The sequence below is a fragment of the Mesorhizobium sp. RCAM 05099 genome, from assembly GCF_059683685.1.
The window spans coordinates 3,621,520-3,634,426 of the sequence record NZ_CM185035.1 but is presented as its reverse complement, the minus strand read 5'-3'; the positions used below and the strand labels follow the sequence as shown (position 1 = coordinate 3,634,426).

13 protein-coding genes are annotated in these 12,907 nt (G+C 61.0%); all 13 read right to left on the bottom strand.

Annotated elements, in window-relative coordinates; genetic code table 11:
* Window positions 1–44: 44 nt before the first annotated feature.
* The 13 genes from AC56QQ_RS17790 to AC56QQ_RS17730 all read right to left on the bottom strand — a co-directional run bounded on the left by AC56QQ_RS17790 (window position 45) and on the right by AC56QQ_RS17730 (window position 12,818).
* Entirely contained in the window at window positions 45–332 is a 288-nt protein-coding gene (locus AC56QQ_RS17790; RefSeq protein WP_091575611.1) for a DUF2160 domain-containing protein, read from the bottom strand.
* A gap of 2 nt (window positions 333–334) precedes the next feature.
* Complete coding sequence (locus tag AC56QQ_RS17785) at window positions 335–1,219, bottom strand: carbohydrate ABC transporter permease (protein ID WP_489863454.1); 885 nt, start codon at window positions 1,217–1,219, stop codon at window positions 335–337.
* A gap of 37 nt (window positions 1,220–1,256) precedes the next feature.
* The gene (locus tag AC56QQ_RS17780) at window positions 1,257–2,123 is read right to left on the bottom strand and encodes a carbohydrate ABC transporter permease (RefSeq protein WP_489861632.1); all 867 of its coding nucleotides are present in this window, start codon (window positions 2,121–2,123) and stop codon (window positions 1,257–1,259) included.
* Window positions 2,124–3,191 carry an ABC transporter ATP-binding protein gene (locus AC56QQ_RS17775; protein ID WP_497122844.1) on the bottom strand — a complete coding sequence of 356 codons (1,068 nt, stop codon included), beginning with the start codon at window positions 3,189–3,191 and terminating at the stop codon, window positions 2,124–2,126.
* Between the two features lie 9 nt (window positions 3,192–3,200).
* Complete coding sequence (locus tag AC56QQ_RS17770; protein ID WP_497122843.1) at window positions 3,201–4,280, bottom strand: ABC transporter ATP-binding protein; 1,080 nt, start codon at window positions 4,278–4,280, stop codon at window positions 3,201–3,203.
* Window positions 4,281–4,322: 42 nt separating this feature from the next.
* Entirely contained in the window at window positions 4,323–5,849 is a 1,527-nt protein-coding gene (gene glpD, locus AC56QQ_RS17765) for a glycerol-3-phosphate dehydrogenase (protein ID WP_489861635.1), read from the bottom strand.
* 138 nt (window positions 5,850–5,987) lie between these two features.
* On the bottom strand, window positions 5,988–6,755 hold the full coding sequence (locus AC56QQ_RS17760; protein WP_489861636.1) for a DeoR/GlpR family DNA-binding transcription regulator: 768 nt from the start codon (window positions 6,753–6,755) through the stop codon (window positions 5,988–5,990).
* Window positions 6,756–6,883: 128 nt separating this feature from the next.
* Window positions 6,884–8,296 carry a pyridoxal phosphate-dependent decarboxylase family protein gene (locus tag AC56QQ_RS17755; RefSeq protein ID WP_497122842.1) on the bottom strand — a complete coding sequence of 471 codons (1,413 nt, stop codon included), beginning with the start codon at window positions 8,294–8,296 and terminating at the stop codon, window positions 6,884–6,886.
* 96 nt (window positions 8,297–8,392) lie between these two features.
* Window positions 8,393–9,124: a proteasome-type protease gene (locus AC56QQ_RS17750; RefSeq protein WP_256750328.1), complete on the bottom strand. Its 732-nt coding sequence runs from the start codon at window positions 9,122–9,124 to the stop codon at window positions 8,393–8,395.
* Window positions 9,125–9,154: 30 nt separating this feature from the next.
* Entirely contained in the window at window positions 9,155–9,949 is a 795-nt protein-coding gene (locus AC56QQ_RS17745) for a transglutaminase family protein (RefSeq protein WP_489861638.1), read from the bottom strand.
* A gap of 85 nt (window positions 9,950–10,034) precedes the next feature.
* Entirely contained in the window at window positions 10,035–10,976 is a 942-nt protein-coding gene (locus AC56QQ_RS17740; protein WP_497122841.1) for an alpha-E domain-containing protein, read from the bottom strand.
* Window positions 10,977–10,997: 21 nt separating this feature from the next.
* On the bottom strand, window positions 10,998–12,410 hold the full coding sequence (locus AC56QQ_RS17735) for a circularly permuted type 2 ATP-grasp protein (protein WP_497122840.1): 1,413 nt from the start codon (window positions 12,408–12,410) through the stop codon (window positions 10,998–11,000).
* Between the two features lie 171 nt (window positions 12,411–12,581).
* Window positions 12,582–12,818 (bottom strand): Lrp/AsnC family transcriptional regulator, encoded by a 237-nt coding sequence (locus AC56QQ_RS17730; protein WP_010909609.1) that lies wholly within the window; start codon window positions 12,816–12,818, stop codon window positions 12,582–12,584.
* Window positions 12,819–12,907: the final 89 nt, after the last annotated feature.

The window sequence follows — 12,907 nt, the reverse complement described above, 5'->3', positions numbered from 1 at the left end:
CTGGAGCGGCGGCCGGCACGCTGTCGCTCCAACAGTTTCCCCCTCTATACGTAGCGGAACACGCCAATGGCGTAGACCACGGAGAGAGCGAGAGCCCACCACAGGTTGGATCCGACAAGACCCAGCCAAGCGAGATGGATAAAGGCGCTGCCAAGCAGCGACAGGAAAAGACGGTCGCCGCGCGTCGTCTCGAAGCGCAGGATGCCGACGCGCGGATTACCGCCCGGCGCGGCGTACTCCCACACCGCCATGCCGCACAGCAGCAGCAGGATGGTTGCGAAGAAGGCCGCCGTCGGCCACGTCCACGCCATCCAGGTGAGGTCGAAATTCATGATCATACCCTCCCCAGGGCAAAGCCCTTGGCGATGTAGTTGCGCACGAACCAGATGACCAGCGCGCCGGGGATCAGCGTCAGCACACCGGCGGCGGCGAGCAGGCCCCAATCCATGCCGGCGGCCGAAACGGTGCGGGTCATGGTGGCGGCGATCGGCTTGGCATCGGTGGTGGTCAGCGTGCGCGCGATCAGCAATTCTACCCACGAGAACATGAAGCAGAAGAAGCAGGCGACGCCGATGCCGCTCGCGATCAGCGGCATGAAGATCCTGACGAAGAAGCGCGGGAACGAATAGCCGTCGATATAGGCGGTCTCGTCGATTTCCTTCGGCACGCCCGACATGAAGCCTTCCAGGATCCACACCGCCAGCGGCACGTTGAACAGGCAGTGCGCCAGCGCGACCGCGATATGCGTATCGATCAGGCCAAAGGCCGAGTAAAGCTGGAAGAACGGCAGCGCGAACACCGCCGGCGGCGCCATGCGGTTGGTCAGCAGCCAGAAGAACAGATGCTTGTCGCCAAGGAAGCGGTAGCGCGAGAAGGCGTAGGCGGCCGGCAATGCCGCCGCCACCGAAATCACCATGTTCATCACCACATAGGTGATCGAATTGATGTAGCCCGAATACCAGGACGCATCGGTGAAGATGGTGACGTAATTGGCGATCGTCGGCGCATGCGGGTAGAGCGTCAGCGACGAGACGATCTCCGCATTGGTCTTGAAGCTCATGTTGATGAGCCAGTAGATCGGCACCAAAAGCACGATTATGTAGAGCGTCGGCACGATCCACCACCAGCGCGATTCCTCGCCGCGCCGCCGCATGCGCCTGTCGAGATCGCTATGCGACAGCGAACTGGCGAGACCTTCGGTGGCGGCGGATCCGTTCATCGCATTCCGCTCGGTTCGTTCATTGGCGCCGCTCATCTCAGCGCTCCGCGTCATAGTTGGTCATCACGGTGTAGAACACCCACGACAACAGGAGGATGATGAGGAAGTAGACGAGCGACATGGCCGCGGCTGGACCGAGGTCGAACTGGCCAAGCGCCGTCTTGACGAGGTCGATCGACAGGAACGTCGTCGAATTGCCCGGGCCGCCGCCAGTGACGACGAAGGGTTCGGTGTAGATCATGAAACTGTCCATGAAGCGCAGCAGCACGGCGATCAGGAGAACGCGCTGCATCTTGGGCAATTGGATGTAGCGGAACACCGCCCAGCGCGAGGCACCGTCTATCTTGGCCGCCTGATAGAAGGCGTCGGGGATGGAGACGAGGCCGGCGTAGCAAAGCAGCACGACGAGGCTGGTCCAGTGCCAGACATCCATGATGATGATGATGACCCAAGCGTCGAACGGGTCCTGCACATAGTTGAAGTCGATGCCCAGCGCGTTGATGTAGTAGCCCAGCAGGCCGATGTCGTTGCGCCCGAACACCTGCCAGATGGTGCCGACGACGTTCCACGGGATCAGCAGCGGTAGGGCCATCAGCACCAGGCAGACCGGTACGCCCCAGCCCTTCTTGGGCATGTTGAGCGCGATGAAGATGCCGAGCGGCACTTCGATGGCGAGGATGATGAAGGAAAAAATCAGGTTGCGGGTCATCGCCTCCCAGAAGCGGCGCGACGACAGCAGTTCCTCGAACCACTCGGTGCCGGCCCAGAAGAAGACATTGTTGCCGAACGTGTCCTGCACCGAATAGTTGACCACGGTCATCAGCGGAATGACGGCCGAGAATGCCACCAGCACCAGCACCGGCAGCACCAGGAACCAGGCCTTGTTGTTCCAGGTCTTGTCCATCTATGCCCCCATCTCGACACGCCAGGAATCGGCGTAGATGTTGATGCCGGCTGGGTCGAACCGCACCTTCGGATCGGCGGGGACGGTTTCGTCCTCGCCGATAACCGCCGCGATGTCGCGGCCTTCCAGTCTGGCGCGCACGACCTTGTGGCGGCCGACATCCTCAACCTTGCTGATGGATACGGACATGCCGTCGCGACCAAGTCTTACATACTCGGGACGGATACCAAGCTCGATGGCTCCGCCGCCTGCCTTGGGTGCGCCCGGAAGTTCGATCCGTTGCGAGCCGAGGGTCGCCGTCTTGCCGTCGATCGCCACCGGCATGACGTTCATGCCGGGAGAGCCGATGAAATAGCCGACAAAGGTGTGGCGCGGCCGCTCGAACAGTTCCGCCGGCGTGCCGATCTGGACGATGCCGCCATCATACATCACGACGACCTGGTCGGCGAAGGTCAGCGCCTCGGTCTGGTCGTGGGTGACATAGACCATGGTGTAGCCGAACCGGCGGTGAAGCTGCTTCAATTGAGAGCGCAGCACCCATTTCATGTGCGGGTCGATAACGGTCAGCGGCTCGTCGAACAGGATGGCATTGACGTCGGAGCGCACCAGGCCGCGGCCGAGCGATATCTTCTGCTTCTGGTCGGCGGTCAGGCCCCTCGCCTTCTTCTTCGCCCATGACGCCAGGTCGATCATCTCCAGCGTCTCGCGCACCTTGCGGTCTACGTCCGCTTCCGGCACCCCGCGGTTGCGCAGCGGGAACGCCAGATTGTCGTAGACAGTCATGGTGTCGTAGATGACGGGGAACTGGAACACCTGCGCGATGTTGCGCTCCTGCGTCGACAGATTGGTCACATCCCTGCCGTTGAACAGCAACTGGCCGTGCGAGGGATGAAGCAAGCCCGAAATGATGTTGAGCAGTGTGGTCTTGCCGCAGCCGGAAGGCCCGAGCAACGCATAGGCGCCGCCGTCCTCGAACGTATGATGCACTTCCCGCAAGGCGAAATCGGCATCCTTCCGCGGATTCGGCAGGTAGGAATGGCGGATGTGATTGACGTCGATGCGCGCCATATCGCCCTCCTATGCAGCCAGCTTGGGTGCGGTCACGGCGCGACCGTGCTCGTCGAAAACCATGATGTGGCGCGGGTCGATGAACACGTCGACCACCTCATCGGTCTCGAAATCGCGAATGCCGTGGGTCAGCATGACCCAGCGGACGTCGGCGAAGTCGAGATGGATGAAACTCTCCGACCCGGTGATCTCGGTGATCGTCACCTTCGCCCGCACCGGCACCGCCGAGGCATTGGGCCGTTCAAGCGAAAGATGATGCGGCTGGAAGCCGACCGTGTAGTTGCCATCGGCGATGCCGACGAGCTCCGCGGGCACCGGCAGTTTGACGCCACCTTCCAGCAGGAAGTCGGCACCCTTCTTGGCCAGCACGATGGTGTTGAGCGGCGGATCGGCGAAGGTCCTGGCCGTCACCAGGTCGGCCGGCTTGCGGAACACCTCGATGGTCGGCCCGAACTGGGTGATGCGCCCTTCAGAAAGCGTCGCCGTGTTGCCGCCGAGCAGCAGCGCCTCATGCGGCTCAGTGGTGGCGTAGACGAAGATGGTGCCGGTAGCGGCGAAAATCCTCGGCAGTTCCGCGCGCAGTTCCTCGCGCAATTTATAGTCGAGATTGGCCAGCGGCTCGTCGAGCAGCACCAGGCTGGCATTCTTGACGATGGCGCGCGCCAGGGCCGTGCGCTGCTGCTGGCCACCCGACAGGTTAAGCGGCGTGCGGTCGAGATAGGGCGTCAGCTTGAGCAGCGCCGCAGCTTCCCGCACCTGGCTGTCGATCTTGGCCTGCTCGACGCCAGCCACCCGCAGCGGCGAGGCGATGTTCTCGTAGACGGTCATCGCCGGATAGTTGATGAACTGCTGGTAGACCATGGCGATCTTGCGCTTCTGCACCGGCACGCCGGTGACATTCTGACCGTCGAACCAGACCGAGCCGGAGGTCGGCACATCGAGACCCGCCATCAGCCGCATCAGGCTGGTCTTGCCGGAAAGTGTGGGTCCGAGCAGAACGTTGAGCGAGCCGTGCTGAAGCGTCAGCGACACATCGCGGATATGCTCTGCCGCACCGACCGTCTTGGTGACGTTTCTCAGTTCCAGCATGACGCCTCCTCCCAGGCTTTATGCATCAGCTCCAAGCCTTCTTCATTCGGCAGCCACGACATGCCGCCGGCTTATTCCGCGCATGAATTCATCAAGCGCCGCCGCCTGCTCGCGGCCGAGATGCAGGCCGCGCTTGGTTCTGCGCCACAGTACATCCTCGGCCGTGACGGCCCATTCGTTTTCAACGAGATAACGCACCTCGGCTTCGTAGAGATCGGCGCCGAAACCGCGGCCGAGATCGGCATTCGACCTGGCAAGGCCGAGCAATGTCCGGGCGCGTGTCCCGTAAAGCCGGGTCAGCCGGCGGGCCATGCGCGCATCCAGGAACGGATAGGCCGACTTCAGTTTCGCCACTTCGGCGTCGAAACCGGTCGCCGGAAAATCGCCGCCCGGCAGCGGTGCATTTGCCGTCCATGGCTTGCCACGCTTGCCGAGGAAACCCTCGATCTTCTCCAGCATTGATTCCGACAGCCGGCGATAGGTGGTGATCTTGCCGCCGAAGGCATTGACGATCGGGGCGGTGCCCTCGCCGCCATCGGCCTTCAGCACGTAGTCGCGCGTTGCCTCCTGCGCCTTGGAGGCGCCGTCATCGTAGAGCGGACGGACGGCGGAATAGGTCCAGACGATGTCCGAGCGCTTGACCGGCTGCGCGAAATACTCGCTCGCCGCGGCACACAGATAATCGATCTCGGTCTCGCTGATCTTCACGTCGTGCGGATCGCCGGGATAGTCTTGGTCGGTGGTGCCGATCAGCGTGAATTCGTCCTCGTAAGGAATGGCGAAGATGATGCGGCCATCCTTGTTCTGGAAGAAATAGGCGCGCGGATCGTCGAACTTCTTGCTGATGACGATATGGCTGCCCTGCACAAGGCGGACATTGTGCACATCGTTCATGCCGACCACGCCGGAAAGCACATGATCGACCCATGGCCCGGCGGCATTGACCAGCAGCCGCGCCTTGATCTCTTCGATCTCCCCGGTCTGCAGGTTCTCGATCTTGATTGTCCACACGCCACCTTCGCGGCGCGCTCCAACCACCTTCGTGCGGGTTCGGATCGTTGCGCCGCGATCGGCGGCATCCCGCGCATTGAGCGCCACCAGACGCGCATCGTTGACCCAGCCATCCGAATATTCGAAGGCTTTCTTGAAAAGCGGTTTCAGCGGCTTGCCGGCCGGATCCCTGGCCATATCCAGCGTCCTGGTCGCCGGCAGCAATTTGCGCCCGCCAATGTGGTCGTAGAGAAAGAGACCGAGCCTGATCAGCCAGGCGGGCCGCAGGCCCTCGGCATAGGGCAGCACGAAACGCATCGGCCAGATGATATGGGGAGCGTTCTTCCACAGAACCTCGCGTTCCATCAGCGCCTCACGCACCAAACGAAACTCATAGAACTCAAGATAGCGCAGGCCGCCATGGATCAGCTTGGTCGAGCCTGAGGAGGTCCCGCTGGCCAGGTCATTCATCTCGGCGAGAAAGACGGAAAAGCCACGTCCGGCGGCATCGCGGGCGATGCCGCAACCATTGATGCCGCCACCTATGACGAAAATGTCACGGATCGGAGATGCGTCCACAAGTTCCTCCAACGATTTCGCATTGCACCATTTTTGGCTTTTTACGAAACCGTGGCGGAATTATTTCGAAATGAGAACGAATGTCAAACGAAATATCACAAGCACGTGAAAGGCTCGTAATGGCACCCTGAAAAGTCGCTAACCGGCGGACGTCTCGATGAGCTGAACCTCCGCTTCCTGGCAGATCTTGCGCACCGATGGGATGTCGCAACGGTCGGTGATGAAAGTGTTGACCTGGGACAGATGGCCAATGCGCACCGGCGCCGTGCGCTCGAACTTGGTCTGGTCGGAAACCAGAATGACGTGCCTTGCATTGGCGATGATCGCTTGCGCCACCTTGACCTCGCGAAAGTCGAAATCGAGTAAGGCGCCGTCATGGTCGATCGCCGACGCGCCGATCACGGCATAGTCGACCTTGAACTGCCTGATGAAATCGACCGCGGCTTCGCCGACAACGCCACCATCGGAGCCGCGCACGACGCCGCCGGCGATGACCACCTCGATCGAAGGATATATGCGCATCCTATTGGCAACATTGATATTATTGGTGATGACCATCAGGCCGGTGTGGTCCAGAAGCGCCTTGCTGACCGCCTCCGTCGTCGTGCCGATGTTGATAAACAGAGAGGCGTTGTCGGGAATCAGCCTTGCCGCAGCGCGGCCGATCGCCTCCTTCTCCTCGGCGGCGATCTTGCGCCTGGCCTCATACTCCATGTTCTCTATGCCGGATGGAAACAGCGCGCCGCCATGGATACGGGAAAGCAGCCGCTGGTCACACAGGTCGTTGAGATCCTTGCGTATGGTCTGCGGAGTCACGTTGAAATGGCTGGCCAGATCATCGACCAGCACGCGACCATGGTCCTTGGCCATCTGGATGATTTCGGCATGGCGCGGCGACAGATACATAAGGCAAGCTCCCGTTTTCGTTTTTCTTGTCTATAGTCGAAAACGAAACAGATGAAAAGGCATAAGCCGGCTAATGAAAATCACATGATTGCAAAGGCAAACCCCAACGCAATCCCGGCTAGGCCCGATCAAGCCATGTCGCGCGCGATTTCGGTGATGACGATGAAAGCCGCATCGACGTCAGTGGCGGTCGTTTCGAACTGGCCGACCTGGAACCGGATTGCCACCCTTCCGTCGACCCTCGTTTGCGTCAGATAGATGCGACCGTCATCGTTGATCGCATTGACCAGCCGCAGATTGTGCTCGTCCGCGTCGGCGCGGGTTGCAGCTTTGTGCCGGAACGAAAACAGCGACAGCATGGGTTCGCTGACGATCTCGAAATCCGCCTCCCCCGCCAGCCGTGCGGCAAGACCCTCGCTCCACGCCACATGATCGCGGATCATCGTCCGCAGTTTTTCCAGCCCGTGCGCACGCAACAGAAACCACAATTTGAGCGCGCGGAAGCGCCGGCCCAGCGGTACCGACCATTCGGAATAGTTGATGATGCCGTCATGGCCATGGGTCTTCAGATAGTCCGGCTTGATGGCCAGCGTCCTGACATGGCTTTCGGGATCGCGCAGGAACTGGATTGAACAGTCAAACTGCGCGCCCAGCCATTTGTGTGGATTGAAGACAATCGAATCGGCGCCTTCGACGCCGGCCCAGAAATGCCGGTATTCCGGGCAGATCATCGCCGATCCCGCCCAGGCCGCATCGACGTGAAGATAGAGCCCATGCCGTTTCGCCACCTCGGCAACCGTGGCAATGTCGTCGGTGCCGCCTGTGCTGGTGCCACCAACGCAGGCGATGATGCCCGCGGGCAGCATTCCGGCTTCCTGGTCGGTGACGATTGCCGCTTCGAGGGCCGCGGTATCCATGGCGCGAAAGCGGCCGGCGACCGGGATGCGCACGAGATTGTCCTCGCCGATACCCGACACCCAGATTGCCCGGTCGATCGAGGTGTGCACCTGGTCCGACGAATAGATGCGCAACCGCGCCTGCCCGGCCAGTCCCCTCTTGTTGCCTTGCCAGTCGAGCGCCCGCTCGCGCATCGTCAAGACCGCGGCCAGTGTCGCCGACGAGGCCGAATCCTGGATAACCCCGGAGAAGCCTTCCGGCAGGCCGAGCGCCTGGCGCATCCAGTCGACGGTCCGCGTTTCGAGTTCGGTCGCCGCCGGCGAGGTCTGCCACAACATGCATTGGGCGGCCATCGCCGACACCAGATACTCCGCCACCACCGAGACCGGCGCGGCATTCGCCGGAAAATAAGCGAAAAGGCGCGGATGCTGCCAATGCGTCATCCCCGGCAGAACCTTCTCCTCGAAGTCGGCGAAGATCCTGTCCATCGGCTCCGCGTCTTCAGGCGGCGAAGCTTCGATGCTCCTGAAAATATCACCCGGCTTGACCAGCGGCCGCACCGGCCGGTCGCGAAGTGTGTTGCGGTAGTCGGCGCCCCAGTCAGCGGCGCGCCGCGACCAATGCCGGAATTCATCGTTGTTCATCTTGTCCTCCCGACATGATCCCTCACCGCCATCCGTCGCGGTTGGCTTCTCAAGATCAATACATGTGAAATACAAGAAACCGCCAGCCAGGCGCCCCTAGCCAGGGAAATCCGGCAGGCTGGCAAAGGCCGTCTTCAGTGCATTCGACCAGCCGTCCGAGATGGTGCGGTAATACTGGTCGTCCTGGCCGATCCGCCTCTTCAACCCGACCTTGAAAGCATCTTTTTCCAGGAAGAGCATGTCGAGCGGCAGGCCGACGGACAAATTCGACTTCAGTGTCGAATCGAACGACACCAAAAGCAGCTTCACCGTCTCGGCAAGGCTCATCGTCTTTTCATAGGCGCGGATGATGATCGGCTTGCCGTATTTGGTCTCGCCGATCTGGAAGAAAGGCGTGTCGTCGGTCGATTCGATGAAATTGCCCTCGGGATAGATCATGAAAAGCCGCGGCTCGCTGCCCTTGATCTGACCGCCGAGAATGAACGAGGCATTGAAGTAGGAATCCGCCTTTTCACCGGCCGGTGACGAACTGGCGATCACCTCCTTGACGGTATCGCCGACCATCCGCACGGTCTGGTACATGGATGGCGTTTCCAGCAGAGTGGAGTGTCGCTCCGAGATAGCCTTGGTGCGCTCGTCGAGCAGGCTGACCACCGCTTGGGTCGTCGCCAGGTTGCCGGCCGACATCAAGACGATGACGCGCTCGCCCGGCTCTTCCCAGACATGCATCTTCTTGAAGGTGGAGATCGAATCCATGCCGGCATTGGTACGCGTGTCCGACATGAACACGAGCCCGCGATCGATCTTCAGGCCGACGCAATAGGTCATGGAATCTCTTCTAGCTGCAATCCTGGGGGATTACTGCTCCACCGTGACGGTGACCGCAAGCTGTTCTTCCGCCTGTCCCAGCCGAATCCCCGACACCGGTGTGGCGTCGCGGTAGTCGCGACCGGTTGCCACCTTTACATAGCGTTCGTCCGGAGAAATGCCATTGGCGGCATCGAAAGCAACCCAGCCAAGACCCGCGACATGCGCCTCGGCCCAGGCATGGCTTGCCGCCTGCTCTACCGTCGCGTCCAGCATCAGATAACCGCTGACGTAGCGGGCCGGAAAGCCCATGGCGCGCGCGGCGGCCGCAAAGATGTGGGTGTGATCCTGGCAGACACCGCTCTTGAGCGCCAACGCTTCCTCTGCCGGCGTCGTCGCGGTGGTGCTGCCCGGCGTGTAGGCGACGCGTTCACCGATGATCGCCATCAGCCTGTGCAGCCTTTCGATATCAGTCCCCTTGTCGACGGATGCGGCGAGTCCGCGAATGCCGCTGCCGATCGCCGTCAATGGCGTTTCATGGCTGTAAAGCCAGAGCGGGGTAAAGCCCTGATGTGGTCCGGAGACGCCCGCGGTGTCGCGCGTCACCACTTCGCCGGATGCTTCCACCGTGATGAAGTCGCGCTCGCCCTCGACGCTCAACAGCCGTGTATCGTTGCCGAAATGGTCAACAAAACGAACCTCTTCGCGCGCGCCTTCGATGACCAGGGCCCAGGACAGAACGGTCTGCGTCGATCCGCTGACCGGAAGCAGCCGCAGCCGCTGCAACAAATATTGCACCGGCGCATCATAGCGGTACTCGGTCCTGTGGGTGATCTTCAGCCGCATGCTTTTGTTCCGTTTGTGAGCATGATGTTGTCCGAAAACCGGTTCCCACTTTTCGCTGACGCGGTCCTTCGGTTCGGGATCATGCTCAATTGAACCGGTAATCTTGCGCGATCTCGTTGCCGAGCTTGGTGTTGTCGCGAATGAAGGCGGCCAGGAATTCATGAAGGCCGGCGTCGAATATGTCCTTGATCGACCCGGCTCTCAGCATCGCCTGCGTCTTCTCGGCGGTCGCGTGGCAGGCGTGACGTTCGCCGTAGTCGTCGCCGAGGAACTTCAGGTGCTCGGACAGGAAGCGATAGCAGAAGGTCAGCGAACGCGGCATGCGGACATTGAGGATCAGGTAGTCGGCAATGTTGGTTGGCTTGTAGTCGGCGTCATAGACCCAGCGATAGGAGCGGTGCGCCGATACTGAGCGCAAGATCGATTCCCACTGATAGTTGTCGAGCGTCGAGCCAACCCAGGAGATCGACGGCAACAGCACATAGTATTTCACGTCGAGAATGCGTGCCGTGTTGTCTGCCCGCTCGACATAGGTGCCGAGCTGCGAGAAGTCGAAGATCTCGTTGCGCAGCATGGTGCCGTAGAACGAACCGCGGATCAGCGCCGTCTCGCGCTTGATAGCGTCGAGCACGCTGGGCAGGTCGCGCTCGTCGATAGGCTTGGCCAGCATCCGTTTCAGCGCCATCCAGGCTTCGTTGATGCTTTCCCAGGTTTCGCGCGTCAGCGCGGTGCGCACCATGCGGGCATTGTTGCGGGCTGTCTCGATCGCCGCCATCGTGCTCGATGGGTTCGACGCATCGCGCAGCAGGAAGTCGGCGACGTTGGCGGCGGTATAATCCTGGTATTTCTGCGTGAAGGCGGCGTCGGAGCCGGCGCTGAGCAGCACCGAGTTCCATTCCTCCGAGGCGCTTTGCGTGCGGGTCAGCGCCATGCGCAAGCCGGCATCAACCAGGCGCGCCATGTTTTCGGCCCGCTCGATATAACGGTTCATCCAGTAGAGTCCGTTGGCGGTCCGGCCTAAAAGCATCCAAAATCCTTCAAATGAAAATCAGTCATCCAGCACCCATGTGTCCTTGGTGCCGCCGCCTTGCGAGGAATTGACGACCAGCGAGCCTTCCTTGAGCGCAACGCGCGTCAGCCCGCCCGGCACGATCTGGATGCGGTCGGAGACCAGCACGTAAGGCCTGAGATCGACATGGCGCGGCGCCAGCCCTTTGTCGGTCAGGATCGGGCAGGTCGACAGCGCCAGTGTCGGCTGGGCGATGTAGTTCGACGGCTTTGCCTGAAGTTTCTTGGCAAAAGCCTCGCACTCCTTCTTGGTCGCCGCCGGGCCGACCAGCATTCCGTAGCCGCCGGAGCCATGCACTTCCTTGATCACCAGCTCGTGGATGTGCTCGAGCACGTATTTCAGACTGTCGGGCTCGGAACAGCGCCAGGTCGGGATGTTGCCGAGGATCGCCTTGCGGCCGGTGTAGAACTCGACGATCTCGGGCATGTAGGAATAGATCGCCTTGTCGTCGGCGATGCCGGTGCCCGGTGCGTTGGCGATGGTGATGTTGCCGGCCCGGTAGACATCCATGATGCCGGGTACGCCAAGCGCCGAATCCGGCCTGAAGGTCAGCGGATCGAGGAAAGAATCGTCGACGCGACGATAGAGCACGTCGATCTGCTTGTAGCCTTCGGTGGTGCGCATCGCGACATGGCCGTCGACGACGCGCAAATCCTGGCCCTCGACCAGTTGAACGCCCATCTGGTCGGCAAGGAAGGCGTGTTCGAAATAGGCGGAATTGTAGCTGCCGGGCGTCAGCACGGCGATGGTCGGCGCGCCCTTGGTGCCTTGCGGGCGCACCGCCGCCAGCGATTGGCGCAGAAGCTGCGAGTAGTTCTCCACCGGCCGCACCTTGATCTTCTGGAACAGCTCGGGGAACAGCTGCATCATCGTCTCACGGTTTTCCAGCATGTAGGAGACGCCCGACGGAGTGCGTGCGTTGTCCTCCAGCACGTAGAATTCGTCCTCGCTGATGCGCACGATATCGACGCCGATAATATGGGTGTAGACGCCGGCCGGTGGCCTGACGCCAATCATTTCCGGCAGAAAAGCCTCGTTCCTAGCGATCAGCTCGGTGGGAACACGGCCGGCGCGCAGGATTTCCTGGCGATGGTAGATATCGTCGAGGAAAGCATTCAGCGCCTGCACGCGCTGCTCGATGCCTTGCGTGAGGCGTCGCCATTCATTGCCCGAAATGATGCGCGGAACGATATCGAACGGGATCAGCCGTTCGGATGCTTCCTGCTCGCCATAGACGGCGAAGGTGATGCCGGTCTTGCGGAAGACGCGTTCGGCGTCCTGCATCTTCTCGGTAAGTCTGGCTGGATCCTGCTCCTTCAGCCAGCGATCATAAGCCGAATACGGTCTTCTCAATCCGGAGACTTCCGGAAGCATTTCGTCGAACGCTGCCAATCGCATACTCCCCTGTGACGCCATTTCACTGACGTCGCCGGAGAAAATCAAGCGTAATCGGTGATTTGGGAGATCCCGACGATCAGTAAGTTGCGCCTGCCTAAAATTGAGGCAGCTGAAATACGGCCTTGGTCAGGCTTTGCCTCGTGCCCGGGCAAGTGTGCTCAGGAGCTAAAAGGCGCGGAAGGTGACGACCGTGAACGTGTCCTTGATGCCGGGGAGAATCTGCACCTTCTCATTGACGAAATGCCCGACGTCTTCCTCATCGTCGACATAGAATTTGGCAAGCAGATCGTAATTGCCGGCGGTGGAGTAGATTTCCGAGGCGATCTCGGCATCGGCAAGCGCGCTGGCAACCTCGTAGGATTTGCCCAGCTCGCATTTGATCTGCACGAAAAACGCCTTCATGGCTTCGTCCCGCTAAATTCCAAGTCCAAGCGGCCCTTCTGGCAGACTGGAGGCGGGCTTTCAAGCGCTGGAATCCGTACTCAGCCGGC